The sequence below is a fragment of the Patescibacteria group bacterium genome, assembly GCA_041661625.1.
In the GTDB taxonomy this organism is placed as follows: domain Bacteria; phylum Patescibacteriota; class Patescibacteriia; order JAHIZJ01; family JAHIZJ01; genus JBAZUB01.
In genome coordinates, this window is sequence record JBAZUB010000002.1 from 229,551 (window position 1) to 247,840 (window position 18,290).

An 18,290-nucleotide genomic window follows, 5' to 3' on the forward strand; every position below is an offset into this window, starting at 1 on the left:
TATCATCGAAGCAAAACAACTCAAGAAGCATTACCAGCAGGGCTCCAAGACGATCAAAGCGGTGGACGGAGTTGATCTGGTCATTCAGGCGGGAGAATTCGCAGTCGTGGTCGGACCGTCCGGCTGCGGCAAGTCGACCTTGTTACAGCTCCTGGGCGGCTTGGACCGGCCGGGTGAAGGCAGCGTGACGGTGAACGGTTTGGATATGGCCAAAGCCAGCGACCGGAAGCTGACCAAGCTGCGGCGCGAGGGGATTGGGTTCATCTTCCAGAATTTCAATCTCATTCCCACTCTGACCGCCAGTGAAAATGTCGAATCGGCGATCGCCAAACGCACCGGCAAAGACCGGGAGCGATCCGATGCTATTCTAGACAGCGTCGGATTGGGCAGCCGGGCGCATCATTTGCCGACCAAGCTTTCGGGCGGTGAACAACAGCGGGTGGCGATTGCTCGAGCCTTGATAAATGAACCGGCCTTGATTTTGGCGGACGAGCCGACCGGCAATCTCGACAGTGATACCGGCGAGGAAATTTTGAACATTCTAAAGACGTTGAACAAAGAAAAAGGCAAAACCATCGTCTTGATTACGCACAACGATTACGCCAAGAAGTTCGCCTCGCGCGTGTATCACATGAAGGACGGGAAAATTTCATAGTCCGTGAGTATAATAAAATACGTAGGCGAGGATGATCATCCTCGCCTACGGTTAGTATTATTAATAAAGAAAGCCACCCGAGTTTGAAGGGTGGCTGGTTGTCGTTGTTTTCGACAGCGAAGTATTGTCATGGCTGCGGAGGTGAGTGCCGAAACGGTTTTACGATTAGGTGGGCGATTGGGCTGAACAGAACCGCGATGGCCCAGATGATCACGAAGGGCAGTGAAATCGGATTGAGCAGCAGGAACTTGGTCCGCATCTCGATCCGTTGTTCACGTGATGCCGTGCGCCAGACCGCGCGGGAGCAGGCGGCCGCTGCCAAGCGATAGGTGCCGCTGGCGACCAGAATGACGGCGACCAGAGCGGCTAGACTACCGACGTAACAGTTGGCCGAGTACTTCGGTACGAACGGGTTCGTCGGAATCACGATCCGCTTGGAAGAAAGGAACACGGAGAAAGCGGCTAGCAGCACCGCCCAGAATAGCATCAGGACGCTGCCGAGAACCGCCCAGATTCCGACCCGCCGCATTTGCCCGCCGACCCGGCCGAATGACAGCTTGAGGAAGCAGACAAAGTCCATCAGATCGAAGATAAGGCCGCCGAATATGATATAGTCCAGCAGCCGAATGACACCAACAAGGGCCAATGGTACGATTCCTCCGAATAACGAGCCCGCTATCGCACCGTAGTACCACGCGCTCGCTTGGATTTGCCAGCTGATGCAAGTTCCAACGGTGAGGCCGAAAGCCATGCCAATAGCGATGACAATGAGCATTGAACGCGTCATGGCGCCCTCCAGGTTGAGACCTACGGTTTAGTATTGATTTGAAAGCATCCTAAACCATATGTGACCAGGTGTCAATGTGGGAAGACTCAAATTTTTATATTGACGTAGGCGGGCCCCGTACCAGAATCGGTACGGGGTTCTGCCCGCCTACGGTTGTTTTGTTGTGTTGGGGTGATTGTGATTTGCCTTATTTATCAAAATCAGTATAATGCCAGTGGTCCCGAAAGAAGGAGGCATGGACTATGTACGTACCACCCAAGCGTCACCGTACTCATGGTGGCACGGCGATGCAGACCACGGATGCGCCTGGAGGATGGCGTCAGATACGAGTCCGGGGCAACAACTACATCATTTTCGGAAGTGGCCGATGTATGCGCGTCGTGATGGCAACGTCGGTTTGGCCCGTTCGACAGTGTGCGTCGAAGAACATTCCCGGTGCCGTCAAGCTTCGCATGAGCCAGTATCAGGCCTGTTCGCGCAGTCGGTACCGCCGCATCCGTCGTCGGAAGTACTAGGAGGTCCCACCCGCACACCGTGTGGGTGATTTCTTTTGGAGGTCTTGACACCCCCCATACGGCCATGATAGTATACCCGAAGTAGGAAACGTCTTACTTATAGGATATTGTAAATATATGATTCATTCCCTAAAAGGCCAAAAGGAATTCTACGGTACCACCACCATCAGCGCCAAAGGCCAAGTGGTAATTCCAGCCGAAGCCCGCACCGCCATGAAATTAACCAAAGGCGAGAAACTGCTGGTTTTTGGCATGGGCGGGCGGGTATTGGCTTTCATGAAAGCAGAAAACGTCGAAGCGATGGTGGCGCATATGGCTGAACAGCTGGCCGGCTTACAAAAAGTGATTAAAAAGGCCAAACAGTAATTATTATCACCTCGAATGCTCAAACTGGTTAAATATTTAAAACCATATATTTGGCAACTACTGGGTTTGCTGGTGTTTGTCTTTTTGTTGGTGGCGGCAAATTTAGAGCTACCAGACTTTATGGCCCGGATTGTTAACACCGGCATAGTCAATCAGGACATGCGCTATATTTGGAAAGTGGGTGCCGAGATGTTGCTTATATCCTTAGGCGGCGCGGCCAGCTCGGTGATCGTGGGATATTTTGCCTCGCGGATTGCTACGGGCTTCGCGCGCGATATTCGCGAGAAGGTTTTTACCAAAGTCGAGAATTTTTCTTTAAACGAGTTCAATACTTTTTCCACTGCGTCCCTGATCACCCGATCGACCAACGATATTCAGCAGATTCAAATGGTGCTGGTGATGCTATTACGATTGGCGTTAATGGCGCCGCTAACAGGAGCCTGGGGTATCGTTAAGGCCTATCATACCGCTCCTTCCATGACCTGGATCATGGCTCTGGCGGTGGGTGTGTTGTTGGTGGTGGTTGGTGCGGTATTCGTGGTGGCGATTCCACGATTCAAGATGCTACAGAAACTGGTTGATCGCCTAAATTTAGTTACTCGGGAAATATTAACCGGTTTGCGTGTCATTCGCGCATTCAATACCGAAGCAAAGCAGGAGCAGAAATTTGATGCAGCCAATGTTGATCTGACCAAGGTAAATCTGTTCGTTAATCGGATCATGGTCATCCTCCAGCCGATCATGATGCTGATAATGAATGTGACTATGTTGGGCATAGTTTGGGTGGGTGCGCGCGTGATTGACGCAGGCAATCTCCAGATCGGTAGCATGTTAGCATTTATGCAATATGCCATGCAGGTGATCTTCTCGTTCTTGATGATTTCAATTATTTTCATTATGGTACCGCGCGCGTCAGTGTCAGCCCAGCGGGTGGCGGAAGTGCTCGACAGTGAACCTAGCATCAAAGACCCGAAACAACCCGTACCGGCCGGTCGCAGTCAGGGGCGGGTGGAGTTTGACCACGTGACCTTTACCTATCCCGGCGCGGATGAGCCGGTTTTGAAAGATATCACTTTTACTGCTGTTCCTGGCCAGACAACGGCGTTTATCGGCAGTACCGGCAGCGGCAAGTCAACCTTGATTAACCTGATTCCCAGATTATACGATGTCAGTGAAGGTGCGATTAAAATAGACGGCGTTGACGTGCGACAGATGCGCCAGGAAGAAGTGTTTGCCAAGATCGGCTATGTGCCGCAACAGGGTGTGCTGTTTTCCGGTTCGGTTGAGAGCAATATCAAATACGGCCGTCCCGATGCCTCAGATGATGAAGTAAAACAGGCGGCGCGCATTGCCCAAGCGGACGATTTCATCACCCAGCTTGAGGGCGGTTATACCGCACCGATTGCCCAGGGCGGCACTAACGTTTCCGGGGGCCAGAAGCAGCGCTTGTCCATTGCTCGAGCGGTAATTCGCCGACCAGAGATATTCATATTCGATGACAGTTTTTCAGCGCTGGACTTCACCACCGATGCCAAGCTGCGCCAGGCACTGGCCGGCATTACCAAAGGCCAGACCGTATTGATTGTGGCTCAGCGTATCAGTACCATTATGAAGGCCGATCGGATCGTCGTACTGGATGAAGGCCGGATCGTCGGTCAGGGTACGCATCGGGAATTAATGCGTGACTGTTCGGTTTATCGCGAGATCGCATTCTCCCAGCTTTCCGAAGAAGAATTGAAGCAGGTAGCCACCGTGCGGCCGGCCCAGGAGGCGACACAATGAACCCAGCCCCACGACCACAATCGATGCCGAATTCGAACACGCCACCGCGGCCCGGTCAGTTTGGACCGATGCGCGGCGGTCCGGCAGCCATGATGATGCCCGGCCAGAAGGCGAAGAATTTCAAGGGCACCATGAAGCAGCTGGTGGCTTATTTGAGGCCATACTGGATCTCGATTATTATAGTGATCGTCAGCGCGATCGGCAGTACCATCTTTGCCATTATCAGTCCGAAGGTGTTGGGTCACATGACCAATCAGGTCGTGTCCGATTATATTCACAAAACCGCCTACGAACAAGTTCAAGCCAATTTACCGGCCGGGACGATAATTCCACCCGGAACGACCGGGGCCCAGCTGCTGGAGCGGATGCCCGCGGTCGTGGCTGATAAAATACCGGCCGCCATTCGCGAAGGATTGAAGGCGCTTGATTTGTCTACGAAGCCGGCATTCGATTATGTTAAGCTGCGCAACTTCGCGCTTGAGCTGATCGGTTTATATTTATTGAGCATGATCTTCAGCTACATTCAGGGCTGGATCATGACCAACGTTTCACAGAAAGTAACGTACAAATTCCGGCGGGATATTTCGACCAAAATCGGCCGAATGCCTTTGAAATATTTTGACAGTCAAACGCACGGCGAAGTTTTGAGCCGGGTCACGAACGACATTGATACGGTCAGTCAAACGCTCAATCAAAGCCTGAGTCAAATTGTCACATCGGTGACCATGATTGTCGGTATTTTGGTAATGATGTTGACGATCAGTTGGCAGATGACCCTGGTGTCCTTGATAATTCTGCCGATAAGTTTTGGCCTGGTCGGCCTGATCGTGAAACGATCTCAGAAATATTTCAAACAGCAGCAGGATTCGCTGGGCCAGATCAATGGCCACGTGGAAGAAATGTATTCCGGCCACAATGTGATGAAAGTCTTCAATGGCCAGCAACGCTCGATCGCCAAGTTTAATGCCATTAACAAGGATTTGTTCGGTAGCGCCTGGAAATCCCAGTTTCTATCCGGTCTATTGTTTCCGTTGATAAGTTTTATCGGCAACCTGAGCTATGTGGGCGTATCGGTGGTTGGCGCTTGGCTGGCGGTGCAGGGCCGGATCAATATTGGCGACATCCAAGCCTTTATTCAATACGTCAATCAATTCAACCAGCCGATCATGCAGACCGCCAACATTGCCAATGTATTGCAATCAACGGCCGCGTCGGCGGAACGGGTGTTTGAGTTTTTGGCCGAGTCAGAACAGTCGTCAGAGGCTGATCAGCCGGTCACGATTAAGGACGTAAAAGGCCGGGTTGATTTTGAAAACGTGGTATTTGGTTACAATCCCGATAAGATTATCATCAACGGTTTTTCGGCTTCAATCCAGCCGGGTCAGCGGGTGGCGATTGTCGGCCCCACCGGTGCTGGAAAAACCACCATGGTAAATCTGCTGATGCGATTTTACGAAGTCAATTCGGGCGCGATCAAGATTGACGGCGTTGATATTCGAACCCTGAAACGGGCCGACGTGCGCAAACTGTTTGGCATGGTATTGCAGGATACGTGGCTGTTCAACGGGACGATTCGCGAGAACCTAGCCTACGGTAAAACTGACGCATCGGAAGAAGAAATTATTGCCGCCGCCAAAGCCGCGCACGTGGATCATTTCGTGCATTCATTACCGCACGGCTACGACATGGTGCTGGACGAGGAAGCCAACAATATATCCCAGGGTGAAAAGCAGCTGCTGACGATCGCCCGTGCCATGCTGGTTAATACGCCGATGTTGATTCTGGATGAGGCCACCAGCTCGGTCGATACCCGTACCGAAGTGCTGATCCAAAAAGCCATGGAACGTCTGATGCATGGCCGGACCAGTTTCGTCATCGCCCATAGGTTGTCGACGATTCGCAACGCCGATTTGATTCTGGTGATGCGCGACGGCAATATTGTGGAACAGGGCCAGCACGAAGCGCTATTGAAACTGAACGGCTTCTACGCGTCGTTATATAACAGTCAGTTTGCCGGACCAACGGGGACGAACAGTCCCGCGGCAGTTTCGGACGTCGGTGCGTAACCGGTATCGGTTTGAGGCGTACAGGGAATTGACAATCATCCTTGTTTTGATATAGTCAAACCGATCTTGATGCGACAGAGGCGCGGATATGACAACCAGGAGGGCTCTTTCAATGCCGAAAATCGTTGTTGATCCAATCGTCACACTCACGACGTATGAGCTGGTCATTGGGGTGCTGTCGCGGTTGCCTAGGCGCCGTTTCACCGAAGGGCGGTATTTCCAGTTCTTTTTGAGCTTGTTAGAAGACAGGCCGGAGGTCGTTCAATACCTCCCAACCACTTCGCCAACTCGCGGTATGAAACTGAAGAGTCTCTATCGAGTTCTATCGATCATGGAGATAGGCCAATTCGTGGCCTGCTACCCCGAAGTTTATGAAATTCGACTATCAATGGCAACTGCCACACGCGCCGATGAACTGCGGACAATTCTTGAGGCGAGACATGGTGCGCTCTTTGATGCTTTAGCTCGAGAGTTTATAACCGTCCGAACGAGGGGAACCACAGCGGTGGTTCCCGGGAGGTAGACCGTGGTTGAAATCGTCACTCGGCACACGAACCCCCACTGCACCGCCCCCCGTTGTTTTGTCAGCGCGAACGGAGATCACGCCCAGATCATAGTGGTGCGAGACGGTCGTCCGGAAACCGTCTTCACCGGTCCGAAGTTCGATGAGGTAGCGGCGAAACAGTGGGAGGACGAACGTCCTCACTTGCCCATCCATCGCATCAGAGAGGCTATCCCCACGTCCTAAAGTGGGGATTATTTTTTCATCTCATTCTTTCGGTCTCCAAGGATAATGTGGGATTGTTTGGCATTCCCAGATGTTCCGATTGACAATCAAGGTGCCTGTCGTATAGTTATATTGGTGTCGACATGTCGGAAGGAGGTCGTCGATGCACGATGGATGTGGGGTAGAAGTCGGGCGTTGTCACTGCAGCTGCCACACTGAAGGCGGCGTCAAGGCGGTACACTGTTCGCCTTGTTGTGGTTCGTGTCCAATATGTGGTTTGGACCGAATCAGTAATGCGCATATGGAAGCGCATCTAAAGACGCATGAACCAGATTCCCGGGTCGAACCCGAACCAACCAGTTGAAGCGACTGTGGCAATCCAACGGCAGTTACCCTCGGTCAACCTGACCGAGGTTCTTCTTTATGATTGCGCGGAATACGCAGTTGACAATAATAAGATATTTTGATTGTATGTATGGGTACGAACTGGATTCTTGGGGAACAAACCGGGGAGGCGAATATGAACCAGGTATCTTGGGTCGGTATCGCAACAGCGCCGCTGGCCTTCGCGATTTGGCGGCTGTTCGTATGGATCGTCGGCGTTCCCGTGGTTAGCGCGACGGTCAGTAGGCAAACCACGAATTCACGGATGGCTATCCAACAACTATTGGTGGTGTTGCCACTCGCAGTAGCCGTGACTTTCGTACACTGGTGCTTGTTTCACCAGTTGGCCTGGTTGTCGGCTGGACTGTTCGCATGGCTGGGCTTGATCGCGCTGGGGATGGGTGAAGGACGCCACGGACTGGGAAGCTTGAACGTGATCGCGGCCGTTATCATCAGCTTCTTAGGAGCGGGGCTCTGGCTCAAGTCAATCGCGTTTCCGGAAACGTACATCGCCGCAGCGTTTGTAAGCGTGTGCTTCTGTGTACTACTGCGGCGACGCGTAGCCGAGTTCCGTGTATTTGTACCCGAAACCGATCGGAGTGGACAATGGTTGCTGCGGCGGTATGACGAGTCGGTAACCTTTGCTATGATGGTGTCAGCCACCACAATGATCTGGAAGGGCTAGGTGTCTAGTACGCGCCCTGATTCGCATCGGGGTGCTTTTTTGTAATGTTGTTTATACGGAAGACACTAATTGGAAAGACTAGTGTATTTATTTCTGGTATATGTTATAATATTCATTGCAGTCAAATAACACACATTTAATTAAGACAAAAGACAATGGTTACAAAGAGAAAAACAGCCGCCAAAAAGAAAATCGAGTCTAGGGAAATTTTACCCACCCGGGAACCGAAACTTTACTCCAACTGGGAGCTGATCTCGTCCACTAACCTTCTGTTGGGGATACTGATCGGCGTTTTAGCGTATTGGAACTACCAAGTCAGCGGCAATGTGCTGGCGCTATTTATCGCCCTGGCCTTCATCATGTTCTGCGCCTCTCATGTTACCCAGGTGATGGTGGCTGAGAAATGGCGCAATTTGGCCGTGACACTAATACGTTTTATCGGATACGCGGTTTTACTGGCGGCACTATTTATCGCTTAGCCGCTACCTAGCCCGATGTTACTATACGCTGCCTGCTTAGGTTAGGTTGGTTTGTGTTGGTTGTGTTGATCTAAGTCGGTACCAATCCATATGAGCACCCACAGAAAAATAATAAAACTTATGATCGGTATTTTGGGTGCCTTGCTGGCAGCCGGTATTAGTCTTTTCTTTTGGGGTGTTTACCGGCCCCGAGTAATTTCAGTTCAGCCCGGTAGTAATGGTAGTGTGGCCTTGGATTCCGAAGTGATGATTCAGTTTGATAAACCAATCGATCGCTCAACATTGATACCAAGCATAACACCCGATATCAATGGTCAGTGGGTCTACGAAGACAAGTGGCTGGGGCGGCATCTTTTCAAGCGTTTGCGATTCCAGGCCGACCGGGTGTTTGATCCCGATACTACCTACACCGTGGAATTAAAAGAAATCACTGATATCGTTCAATTAGCGCCCAAGACATACTATTCCTATCAATTCCGAACCGCTGAACTGCCCACCATCAGTTCGGTTACGCCAGCCAATGGAGCTACGGCCATTCCGCCGAAAAGTGAGGTGTCATTGATCCTGACCGGACAACGTCCGGCCGAGGCTGAATTGGAATATATCCTTGAGCCTGCGGCATCATTTCGGGTGCGGGAGGCAGAGGATAACAGATCAATTACCTTTACGCCCGATCAGCCGTTAACACAGGGTACCACCTACCGGCTGAAGGTCAATCGGATATTTGTGGTGCGCAGCCGAATGACTGGGGAAATCGAGTATCGCGCCGAGCCAATCCAGGTATGGGACAGCACGTTCACTGTGGCGCCACCGCCCATTGTGGCCGCGATCAGTCCGACCGGCAGCGGCGTGTTGGTAAGTACGCCGATTGCGATTACTTTTGACAGCCCGATGAATATCGATTCAATACGATCCCACTTTACGATCGATCCACCGACAATTGGCAGCGTGAATATCTCCGAAAATGGTAAGGCGCTGACATTCCAATCAACCGAAAGCTTGGTGTTTAATACCGCTTATACCGCCACAATCGCGGCTGGAGCCGAAACAGCTAATGGCGGGACATTACCTGAAGCCGCTGTGATAAAATTTACCACCATTGGTCCGGTGTCGGTCGCTCACATTAGTCCGGCCGATGGTGCTACCGGGATAGATGTCCGTTCTGGTGTGAGGGTAACATTTGATCAAGCGGTAGATCACGGTTCAGCCGAAGCAGCGTTCGCAATTGATCCAGCCATCGTGGGGACGTTTGGCTGGGCGGATAATGAAATGCATTTTATACCCGCGGGCAGTCTTAATTTTGACACCTCGTATCGGATAACGCTGGCTAAGGGCATCCGGAGCCAAAGCGGACAAGATTCAATCAGTGATTTTGCGACCACTTTCAAAACCGCACCTCAAACAATCAAATTGGCCGTGGCCATAGATTTCCAAGACAAGCCGTTATCATGCGAAGCGGCCGCTTTGAAAATGGCTTTAGCAGCCAAGGGAGTTAAAGTGTCCGAAAATGACATTATGGCGAAAATCGCGGTTAATCCTGCGGCGCGAAAAGGCAGTGTCTGGGGCGATCCTTATAAAGAGTTTGTTGGCAGTATCAACGGTCGCCAGAATACCACTGGGTATGGAGTATATTGGGACCCAATCGCTCAAGCCGCCAGTACATGGCGAACGGCAGCGGCTCGAACGGGTTGGAGTATTTCAGAATTAACTCTGGAGATAATCAGCGGTAATGCCATCGTTGTCTGGGGTGTCTACACGGGTGGATATCAGGACAACTGGCAAACGGCCGATGGCAAGCAAATACTAGCCTGGAAAGGGGAACATGCGCGAACGCTAATTGGTTTCGTGGGCAGCGCGGATAATCCCAGCCAGCTGATTCTCAATGATCCAGTAGCCGGACAGATAGTCTGGACCAAGGACAAGTTTCTGGCTGATTTCGCCAAGTTTGGGAACGCGGGCGTGGTGGTAAGATAAATAACAAAGTAGCAATTAACAAGTAAGTAGTAATAGTTCGAAAGGCCATAACGTTAAGTTTGGCGTGTTTGGTCGTTGACAAAATTATGCTAATTGACTAATATGCGCGTGTATCGAAGCGGAAAGCTGTTTGTCATGATGAAAGGAGGCAATCAGATGTTCAATGGCAGGACGTGGTCGGCGATCCTCATTCTGGTTTTGTTTGCCAGTCTGGGGCGGCTGTTCACCCTGGGGTTTGGTTATAGTGTTAACCCCACCACCCTGTTCTTAACAGCGACAGTCGGAGTCATGCTTTGGTTTTTGGTGGGTATGCTGCTGATTGAACGGCCACTTGGCGAGCTGGTGGAGAGCCGGGCAGTACACCGGGTACTCGAGCCAATCGGCATGATCGTCGGAGCCTTGCTCTGTGTTGGGTTCCTAATGATGTTAGTCTGCCTGGTTACTCCGACCAACATGACAGACGCGACGCTGGTGAAGTATCAGCAACGTCTGCTGGGTTGGTATGTGATCCAGCTTGCAGTAACCGTGGCGTTCGTTATCGGGTACTTCTTGTTCTTCTCCCGGCGGCGGGTAAAGGATGGCATCATAGTCCAGCGGGCTGGTCGAGTGGTCTATCCCGGTGAAACAATCGGACTGTTCCCGTGGTTTACTCCGTTGATCACGTCGGTGAATTGCCGCAAAATGGCCGTCGGTTTTCCGGTCGTGCTGGCTGTGGATACCGAGGTTATTCCCGCTCGTATGCTCGTGACCATCCAGCTCGACTTCGTTGAGGCCAGGCGACTTGGCATCCGGTCGTTCGATCAAACGGGGTTCCTACTTGCTGCGGCTGTGGAAATAAAATCGCAAGTCTGCGGCTCATCCGGGCGTACTACTTTTGAACAAATCGGACAGTGTGCCCGCCACATCATCCCGCTAAGTGCCGGCGGCTTCCCGTTCCATTGGGATGGAAAATTCAGCCTTACTACTGGCACCGAAATCCAGGCCGGATAACATCTTCGCGCTCCCAAGACAAAACAACTCCACCGACTAAGGTCGGCGGAGTCTTTTTATACAGTAACCAAATTATTCAGATCGGCGATGTTTGATATGCCGCCAGACGTACCACACGATTACCAGAATCACCAAAACCAATATGGCCATGTCAAAGTTGTGTAGCTTCTCGCGGATCAGTTCCCAATTACTACCCATCTTCACGCCCAGCCAGGCAAATAATAGCGACCAGGGCAAGGCGCCAAGAAATGTGTAGGCCGTGAATTTTTTCCAGTTCATTTTTGAGATGCCGGCCGGGAACGAAATATATGTTCGAACCACGGGCAAAAGTCGGCCAAAGAAAACCGTCAGATCGCCAAACCGCGCGAACCAGCGATCAGCCAGATCCAAATCATGCTTTGATATTAGAATATATTTACCATATTTTTCAATCAGCGGCCGCCCGCCCTTGAACCCGATCCAATAGGCCAACAAAGATCCGACGACATTACCCAGTGTACCAATAATCACAATTGCCCAGAGCGCCAATCGGCCATCGGCTACCAGGAAGCCGGAAAAGGGCATGATTACTTCCGAAGGCATTGGAATACCGCAGCTCTCAACCAACATCAGTCCAAAAATACCAGCGTAGCCGATGGCGTCGATGGTCTGGGTGACAATCTGGGCGAGGAAATCTATCAGTGCGGTGATCATTGATGTAATATTAAATGACCGTTTTATTGTATCAAGCGCGGTGACAAATAACAAATATCAGACAACGGTAAACAGTAGACCTGTTAAGTAACCCATCATTTGTAATGCAGCTAAATAGTTTGAAACACCTTTTGACCATAAGTTATATCGTTACTTTGGCCCTGTGGATAATCAGCTTGCCAGTTTATTTTGAGCAGAATATAATTAAACCAAGTTCGGCTAGCGTCCTGTCGCACAACGACGTAGTGATGGCACGCAAGCTGGTTCTGGATCAGGCTGTGACAGCCTGAAGGGAGAGTGCACCATGAAACGGTTTCTGGATCGCGGATCCACTTCGTTCGCCGCCGCTACCATCACCAACTCGCAGGTCTGCCGCGTGACCAAGAAGAAGGTCGAAGCCGAGGACAACGTCATCGCCGCGAGCACCTCCTAGCCCACGCATCCGGGCGCCGAGCAGCAGGGGTTTCTCGGTATGTTGCCGGCCATAGTGTGCCTCTCCGGGTATACACAAAGCCGGGCGCAGAAGCTCTTTATCTACATCCTTTGCTAGCTCAGTCTACCTGACGGGACGCGGGGTCTAGGCTCCACCCAAACCGGGTAGCTAGGTGCAAAAAAGAGTCCGGGTGGAGTCGCAACGGCGAGGCCACCCTTTTCTAATTCATAAAAGCTTTTTCTGGTTCACATTGTCTAATTGCCACCGTTAGCCAAAGCGGCTGATTTCTGATATTCTTTAAGCATAACAGTTCAATCATTATCCTATCGAAATGCGCCAATCCCAATTGTTCACCAAGACATCACGTCAGGCACCGGCCGGTGAAACCAGCATCAACGCCCAATTGCTTGAACGCGCCGGTTTCGTAACCAAACACATGGCGGGCGTATATAATTTTCTACCGCTCGGTTGGCGCGTCATGACTAAAATTGCCAATATTATTCGCGAAGAAATGAACGCCGTGGGCGGTCAGGAAGTATTGTTTACCGTTCTGCAGCCGAAGGAGCTCTGGGACAAGTCGGGTCGCTGGCAGGGAATGAAAGAGGTGATGTACCAATTCGAAGACTATTCGGGTAAGCCAGTTGGTTTGGCGGTAACGCACGAAGAAGTCGTTGCTGACACCATTAAACGATTCGTCCGGTCGTACAAAGACCTACCATTCGCGCTCTACCAGATCCAGACGAAATTTCGCCATGAACTGCGCGCCAAGTCAGGCCTGAACCGGGGGCGCGAATTTCTCATGAAGGATATGTACAGCTGCCATATTACCCAGGACGATTGTGATAAATATTACGAAACAGTGATGGCGGCGTATACGAAGATATTCGATCGGATCGGATTAGCCACGAAGATTGTGGAGGCATCCGGTGGTGACTTTACCGATGACAATACGCACGAGTGGCAGGTGCTCACCGATGTGGGCGAAGATCACATCTTTTGGTGCGACGCTTGTAACTTTGCCCAGAATAAAGAAATCGCCCGAGTCAAAGATGGCGATGCTTGTCCTAACTGCGCCAAAGGAAAAATTAAAGTATCGCGTGGCATTGAAGTGGGTAATATTTTCAAACTCGGCACTCGCTACAGTGAGGCGATCGGCGTGAATTTCGCGGATCGCAATAGCAAACCGGAGCCGGTGGTGATGGCCTCGTATGGCATTGGTGTCAGTCGGGCGATGGGAACGACCGTGGAGATGCACCACGACGCCAACGGCATGATTTGGCCCGAGAGCATCGCGCCATTTCAGGTGCATTTAATACGATTGGGTGATACGGAGGCGGTAAAAAAACAAGCGGACAAGATGTATCACGATTTAAACAAACGTGGCGTCGAAGTTTTGTATGACGATCGTGAAACTTCGGCCGGTGAAAAATTCAAGGACTCGGACTTGATCGGCATTCCGCATCGGTTGGTCGTGTCGGAACGTTCGGGTGTAAAGTTCGAATATCGGCGGCGCGGAGAACAGTCGTCTCGGTTAGTGACCGCTACGGCCACGTTCAAATTGCTCAAACGTTAAAATGGAATCACTTACCCCGCATTCTAAATCGGTTCGGTTGTGGTTTTTTTGGTCGGGGATTGTGGCCACGTTTCTGTACCGGGCAATTATTGTGTTGAACAATTACAGCACGACCTGGTCTAACATTGCTTGGTACGCTGGCACGGTCGGTTTTGTGATTTACTTCGCTCATCGCTTTCAGATTGCCGAAAAACGGGAACGGGTGATCAAACAATATGAGTTAGAACAAAAAGTGGCCGGTGCGCAAGGTTTGAGCACCGAAGATAAAGCGGCCATGGAATATATATTCGGCACCTTGCGATCATCGAAAGAGCGCTGGAATTACATATTTATCTTTGTCAGCTCAGCGGTGGCGCTGGTGATCGGGGTGATTTTAGATATTCGATAACACGTAGGCGAACAAGCGCTTGTTCGCCTACGGTGGCTATTATTGCACATAAACGACCATAAAATGGCCAATTATGGCCAATATTTGGCATATTCGACCCATAGGGTATTGACAAGTTTTTTAATGTGCGCTATACTGCGCACGAAATCTGTTACATGCGACACTTCGGCATCTTGCCGGGGTGTAATCGATGGACGCCAACTTGCAAGGAGGTGCTCTATGACCCGTGCAGGCCCGATGGTTTCCCGGAAGGAAACCCTTGATTGCACCACCACGACCTCGGCCCGGACGTCGACCGCCTGAACGACGGGCGCCGGCGGCGGGGGCGGCCAGCGCTGAGGCGCTAGGCGGCCCACCCGCGATCCAGTTCTCTGTCCCAGTCCCTGACGTTCTCCACGGCCTCAAACCGCCGCCGACTGAAATCGGCGGCACTAGAAGGAGTATGGATGGATACGCCACCGGACTAGGAATCATGGCTCTAGGCGGGTAGCCTCCATTTCTGTCGGGCATGCGGCTGCAGCGTTCGCCGCGACGCCCACTCGGAGGTGCCCAGTTCGTACGGCAAAGTTCCCGGCACGCTGGCGGCTCGACAACGCCGCCGATGCCGTCGGGAAACAACCAAGGAGGTCAGCATGACCACCTGTACCGCTGGACGTCGAAAACGCAGCGGATAAGCTAGGCTGGTGCCACTACAGCCTGGTGACCGCACCGTAAGTGGAACCCTGAATGCGACCATTCTGTCGAGGTTACTTGTCGGCGCAGGTCAGGGGCTGGCACAGCGCGATGTGCCCGGTGGCGACCCCGTCCGATATGGGGCTCGGCCACTGACGCCTTCAAAACGCAGTGATATCATGTCGATGTCCGCGTAGGTACGCCGTCCTCTGTGTGGACTCCAGCACTCTGACTGGAGTGAGCCCCGGAACGCCGGTTGCTCGAACCACTTGGGATCGCGTTTCAGCCTCGCCGCAGAGGCTGGCGCCCCAGTTACTGAAGAGGAACCCTACTACGGGCATCGTTCACCGGGGGAGCTATCGCCGCCAGCCAACACGGGTAACCGTGTCACGCAGTCGGCGGCTCCTCCGGCCTTTCCCCAGCCCAGCAGCCCTGGTCGACCGGGACGCCCTTCGGTCAACCCAGCGGTGTGCGCGGGGCTGGTATTTCTCCGCAGAGAATACCGTTTGAGCGTGTCTGCACGCGCGGAGTATGAGGTCGCCAGTTGGATCTCACACGGTATAGGCGGAGTTCACGAGCGGAGCGGGGCAGCGATCGACTGTGGTAACACGGCCGGCCACGCCCCCTCCGATTCTTCTAAGGCGCTACCGCGGGTGTGGGAGCGCATTCAATGTCGAAAGACAACGAGTGCCCTCCCCACCCGCTTTTTCAGTTAAAGGGGAAATTTAAAATAAAAATTTAAAATTCTAAATGATGGAAGGTGCATATCAAATGTAGCGGAAACCTTTAGGTTTCTATGTCGGTTAAAATGATGGAATCCTAAAGGATTCCGCTACATAATTTAGGAATATACAAACCTCGCGGTTTGGCTTTTAATATTTCATTAATATGCTATAATGTCCTCGACCAATAATACCAAATAGCCAATATTACCCATGAAACGAACCGTAATACTAGTAGCCGCATTTATTCTGCTGGTAGGCGGAGGCAGCCTGCTGTATCGCCAGTCGTCCAACTCAAGTCCGGAACTTAAATCTAATAACGTAAAAGGAGCCTCTACGACCATGGAAAATAGCGCCGCGTCTGACCAGACCGCCAAGTTAGCCAATCTGCCTGTGGTAACCGTGGAAACGAACCTGGGTACTTTTAAGATCAAGCTATATACAAGGGAAGCGCCGGAGCTGGCCAAGAATTTTATTGAATTAGCGCGCAGCGGTTATTATAACGGCCTGACCTTTCACCGGATCATACCGGGCTTTGTGGCGCAGGGCGGCGATCCGAAGGGTGATGGTACCGGAGGGCACAGCTACAAGGGCGAGGGTAGTGGGCTGGCTGATGAGCCGGGCGCCTTGAATTTAAAACATATCCGTGGCGCGGTGGCCTGGGCCAAGTCATCGTTGCCAAATTCGATCGGCAGCCAGTTCTATGTCGCGCTGGATAACCTGACTCAGCTGGACGGCGGCTACTCGGTATTCGGCCAAGTGGTTGAAGGCATGGATGTAATCGACAAGATAGCCGGTGTGCGTACGGACTCGGCCAATAAGCCGGTCAACCCGGTGGTTATGAGCCAGGTAACCGTATCCGAATAGATATTAATTAATCAATCATGACTGACACACCGAAGAAACTGCGCCGCTCTCGACAGGATCGGGTCATTGCCGGTGTCTGCGGCGGTTTAGCTGAGTACCTAGCGATTGATTCGACCATTGTCAGAATTGTGTTCGCGCTTTTGACTGTGATACCGAATGGGGTTGGATTGCTGGCTTATATTATCCTGGCGATCGTGGTGCCGGAAGAGCCAGTCATCGAAACCGCCGCTTCGGATGGTGGACACGATTCGGCTGGCTATGTCCGAGTTACCAATGGCCGGGTGGAAACATCAGAAAATACCAGCTGGCTGTCGCAACGGCGGAATATAATAGGATTGGTGATAATTGTGCTGGGAGTGGCGTCCTTAATGAAAGCTACCATACCCAGTTTGATCTGGGCGGATCACGTGTTTTGGCCGATGATGGTGATTTTGATCGGCATATATTTGATATTTACCACTAAACGCAAATAGATGGATGAGCCCAATAAACCAGTGAGCGAAACGCCGCCGCCTGAACCAGCGGCCGAACACCAAACGAACGTGCCTCAACCAGAAACGCCGGTCACAGACAATCAACTCAAAAGCGAAGTAATCAAAGAGATCCATCACCATCACTACGAACCAAAGCGCGGTATCGGTTTGGGTCGGTTGCTGATTGGCTTGGTGTTGGTCATGGTAGGCTTGGCATACCTGGGTAATTCGACCGGCTGGTTTCATATTAACATTGATCTATGGCGCCTCTGGCCGTTATTGATTGTTATCTTAGGTCTGTCGATGCTGTCGCGGCGGGGTTGGGTAGCCTGGCTGATCGGCGCGATTGTTACCATGGTTGTCCTGGGTGCGGTGGCTCTAGCTCTGTTTTCTAATACGTCATTTGGCAATCGAGACATAGTGCAGAAAGACATCGCGATTGATAAAATCACCGGCGCGGAAAAAGCCACGATCTCGATTGATACGGGCGCCGGCCAATTGATCATAGCGGGCGGTGCCGACCGGGTGGTGAATGGGACATTTGAATCAAACTATGCCGATCTCGCAACCGAATCAACGTTAAGCGGCACCGAACAAAGCGTTGAGATTTCAGCCAAGGGCAAATGGAGCGGATTTGGCAATCATCGCAATGATTTGGATCTGAAATTGATGTCTGACCTACTAACGGAACTATCAATCGACTCCGGAGCCAGCGATATGAATTTGGACTTGCGTACGATCATGGCCAGCCGGATCAGCATCGATACCGGCGCTTCGGATCTGGAATTACATCTGGGCGACCGAGCGACGTTGACCAATGTGAAGGTTAAGGCCGGCGCCAGTTCGGTGGCGATTACCGTACCGACCGCCGTTGGGGTTCGGCTCAAGCTCGATGCCGGTGTGTCGTCAAAGGATATCGACAACGACATCAAGCGCGTCGATGATCAGAATTACCAGACCGACGATTATGACACGGCGGATAAAAAGATTGAACTCGACCTTGATCTGGGCGTGGCCAGTTTCGAATTAAAACAGGAATAGTCATGCCGGTCCGTTGGT

19 protein-coding genes are annotated in these 18,290 nt (G+C 51.8%); 16 read left to right on the forward strand and 3 right to left on the reverse strand.

Annotated elements, in window-relative coordinates:
• The first annotated feature begins 1 nt into the window (after position 1).
• Positions 2–655 carry an ABC transporter ATP-binding protein gene (locus WC734_04545; protein ID MFA6198388.1) on the forward strand — a complete coding sequence of 218 codons (654 nt, stop codon included), beginning with the start codon at positions 2–4 and terminating at the stop codon, positions 653–655.
• Between the two features lie 127 nt (positions 656–782).
• Here the strand turns inward: WC734_04545 and WC734_04550 are convergent, their stop codons facing one another.
• Positions 783–1,442 carry a hypothetical protein gene (locus tag WC734_04550; protein ID MFA6198389.1) on the reverse strand — a complete coding sequence of 220 codons (660 nt, stop codon included), beginning with the start codon at positions 1,440–1,442 and terminating at the stop codon, positions 783–785.
• A gap of 235 nt (positions 1,443–1,677) precedes the next feature.
• Here WC734_04550 and WC734_04555 point away from each other — a divergent pair, with 235 nt between their 5' ends.
• The 9 genes from WC734_04555 to WC734_04595 all read left to right on the forward strand — a co-directional run bounded on the left by WC734_04555 (position 1,678) and on the right by WC734_04595 (position 11,410).
• Positions 1,678–1,986, forward strand: coding sequence for a hypothetical protein (locus tag WC734_04555; GenBank protein MFA6198390.1), 309 nt, complete (start codon positions 1,678–1,680; stop codon positions 1,984–1,986).
• Between the two features lie 88 nt (positions 1,987–2,074).
• Positions 2,075–2,323, forward strand: coding sequence for an AbrB/MazE/SpoVT family DNA-binding domain-containing protein (locus WC734_04560; protein ID MFA6198391.1), 249 nt, complete (start codon positions 2,075–2,077; stop codon positions 2,321–2,323).
• Between the two features lie 15 nt (positions 2,324–2,338).
• Positions 2,339–4,105, forward strand: coding sequence for an ABC transporter ATP-binding protein (locus tag WC734_04565; protein ID MFA6198392.1), 1,767 nt, complete (start codon positions 2,339–2,341; stop codon positions 4,103–4,105).
• Between the two features lie 23 nt (positions 4,106–4,128).
• Entirely contained in the window at positions 4,129–6,171 is a 2,043-nt protein-coding gene (locus WC734_04570) for an ABC transporter ATP-binding protein (protein ID MFA6198393.1), read from the forward strand.
• Positions 6,172–6,283: 112 nt separating this feature from the next.
• On the forward strand, positions 6,284–6,694 hold the full coding sequence (locus WC734_04575) for a hypothetical protein (protein MFA6198394.1): 411 nt from the start codon (positions 6,284–6,286) through the stop codon (positions 6,692–6,694).
• A 724-nt stretch (positions 6,695–7,418) separates the two neighbouring features.
• Positions 7,419–7,967, forward strand: coding sequence for a hypothetical protein (locus WC734_04580; protein MFA6198395.1), 549 nt, complete (start codon positions 7,419–7,421; stop codon positions 7,965–7,967).
• 155 nt (positions 7,968–8,122) lie between these two features.
• Positions 8,123–8,446, forward strand: coding sequence for a hypothetical protein (locus WC734_04585; GenBank protein ID MFA6198396.1), 324 nt, complete (start codon positions 8,123–8,125; stop codon positions 8,444–8,446).
• 90 nt (positions 8,447–8,536) lie between these two features.
• The gene (locus WC734_04590; GenBank protein ID MFA6198397.1) at positions 8,537–10,420 is read left to right on the forward strand and encodes an Ig-like domain-containing protein; all 1,884 of its coding nucleotides are present in this window, start codon (positions 8,537–8,539) and stop codon (positions 10,418–10,420) included.
• Between the two features lie 135 nt (positions 10,421–10,555).
• A complete protein-coding gene (locus WC734_04595; GenBank protein ID MFA6198398.1) occupies positions 10,556–11,410 on the forward strand; it encodes a hypothetical protein in 855 nt (284 codons plus the stop codon).
• 72 nt (positions 11,411–11,482) lie between these two features.
• Here WC734_04595 and WC734_04600 read toward each other — a convergent pair whose 3' ends face one another.
• Complete coding sequence (locus WC734_04600) at positions 11,483–12,103, reverse strand: DedA family protein (GenBank protein ID MFA6198399.1); 621 nt, start codon at positions 12,101–12,103, stop codon at positions 11,483–11,485.
• A gap of 304 nt (positions 12,104–12,407) precedes the next feature.
• Between WC734_04600 and WC734_04605 the strand changes: the two genes are divergently transcribed.
• The 3 genes from WC734_04605 (at position 12,408) to WC734_04615 (ending at position 14,497) form a co-directional block, all read left to right on the forward strand.
• Positions 12,408–12,536, forward strand: a complete 129-nt coding sequence (locus WC734_04605) for a hypothetical protein (GenBank protein ID MFA6198400.1) — start codon at positions 12,408–12,410, stop codon at positions 12,534–12,536.
• Positions 12,537–12,867: 331 nt separating this feature from the next.
• Entirely contained in the window at positions 12,868–14,109 is a 1,242-nt protein-coding gene (locus tag WC734_04610) for an aminoacyl--tRNA ligase-related protein (GenBank protein ID MFA6198401.1), read from the forward strand.
• Between the two features lies 1 nt (position 14,110).
• Positions 14,111–14,497 (forward strand): hypothetical protein, encoded by a 387-nt coding sequence (locus WC734_04615; protein ID MFA6198402.1) that lies wholly within the window; start codon positions 14,111–14,113, stop codon positions 14,495–14,497.
• Positions 14,498–14,975: 478 nt separating this feature from the next.
• Here the strand turns inward: WC734_04615 and WC734_04620 are convergent, their stop codons facing one another.
• Positions 14,976–15,233, reverse strand: a complete 258-nt coding sequence (locus WC734_04620; protein ID MFA6198403.1) for a hypothetical protein — start codon at positions 15,231–15,233, stop codon at positions 14,976–14,978.
• 871 nt (positions 15,234–16,104) lie between these two features.
• On the opposite strand from WC734_04620, the gene WC734_04625 reads away from it, so the two are divergent.
• The 3 genes from WC734_04625 to WC734_04635 are packed head-to-tail and all read left to right on the forward strand — an operon-like array spanning position 16,105 to position 18,272.
• A complete protein-coding gene (locus WC734_04625) occupies positions 16,105–16,758 on the forward strand; it encodes a peptidylprolyl isomerase (protein ID MFA6198404.1) in 654 nt (217 codons plus the stop codon).
• A 17-nt stretch (positions 16,759–16,775) separates the two neighbouring features.
• Positions 16,776–17,231: a PspC domain-containing protein gene (locus WC734_04630; GenBank protein MFA6198405.1), complete on the forward strand. Its 456-nt coding sequence runs from the start codon at positions 16,776–16,778 to the stop codon at positions 17,229–17,231.
• The gene (locus WC734_04635) at positions 17,232–18,272 is read left to right on the forward strand and encodes a DUF5668 domain-containing protein (protein ID MFA6198406.1); all 1,041 of its coding nucleotides are present in this window, start codon (positions 17,232–17,234) and stop codon (positions 18,270–18,272) included.
• Positions 18,273–18,290: the final 18 nt, after the last annotated feature.

Coding starts and splice junctions, on each gene's coding strand:
- WC734_04550 (MFA6198389.1), bottom strand. CDS start 1,442: ATGACGCGTTCAATGCTCATTGTCATCGCTATTGGCATGGCTTTCGGC.
- WC734_04555 (MFA6198390.1), top strand. CDS start 1,678: ATGGACTATGTACGTACCACCCAAGCGTCACCGTACTCATGGTGGCAC.
- WC734_04560 (MFA6198391.1), top strand. CDS start 2,075: ATGATTCATTCCCTAAAAGGCCAAAAGGAATTCTACGGTACCACCACC.
- WC734_04565 (MFA6198392.1), top strand. CDS start 2,339: ATGCTCAAACTGGTTAAATATTTAAAACCATATATTTGGCAACTACTG.
- WC734_04570 (MFA6198393.1), top strand. CDS start 4,129: ATGCCGAATTCGAACACGCCACCGCGGCCCGGTCAGTTTGGACCGATG.
- WC734_04575 (MFA6198394.1), top strand. CDS start 6,284: ATGCCGAAAATCGTTGTTGATCCAATCGTCACACTCACGACGTATGAG.
- WC734_04580 (MFA6198395.1), top strand. CDS start 7,419: ATGAACCAGGTATCTTGGGTCGGTATCGCAACAGCGCCGCTGGCCTTC.
- WC734_04585 (MFA6198396.1), top strand. CDS start 8,123: ATGGTTACAAAGAGAAAAACAGCCGCCAAAAAGAAAATCGAGTCTAGG.
- WC734_04590 (MFA6198397.1), top strand. CDS start 8,537: ATGAGCACCCACAGAAAAATAATAAAACTTATGATCGGTATTTTGGGT.
- WC734_04595 (MFA6198398.1), top strand. CDS start 10,556: ATGATGAAAGGAGGCAATCAGATGTTCAATGGCAGGACGTGGTCGGCG.
- WC734_04600 (MFA6198399.1), bottom strand. CDS start 12,103: ATGATCACCGCACTGATAGATTTCCTCGCCCAGATTGTCACCCAGACC.
- WC734_04605 (MFA6198400.1), top strand. CDS start 12,408: ATGAAACGGTTTCTGGATCGCGGATCCACTTCGTTCGCCGCCGCTACC.
- WC734_04610 (MFA6198401.1), top strand. CDS start 12,868: ATGCGCCAATCCCAATTGTTCACCAAGACATCACGTCAGGCACCGGCC.
- WC734_04615 (MFA6198402.1), top strand. CDS start 14,111: ATGGAATCACTTACCCCGCATTCTAAATCGGTTCGGTTGTGGTTTTTT.
- WC734_04620 (MFA6198403.1), bottom strand. CDS start 15,233: ATGGTCGCATTCAGGGTTCCACTTACGGTGCGGTCACCAGGCTGTAGT.
- WC734_04625 (MFA6198404.1), top strand. CDS start 16,105: ATGAAACGAACCGTAATACTAGTAGCCGCATTTATTCTGCTGGTAGGC.
- WC734_04630 (MFA6198405.1), top strand. CDS start 16,776: ATGACTGACACACCGAAGAAACTGCGCCGCTCTCGACAGGATCGGGTC.
- WC734_04635 (MFA6198406.1), top strand. CDS start 17,232: ATGGATGAGCCCAATAAACCAGTGAGCGAAACGCCGCCGCCTGAACCA.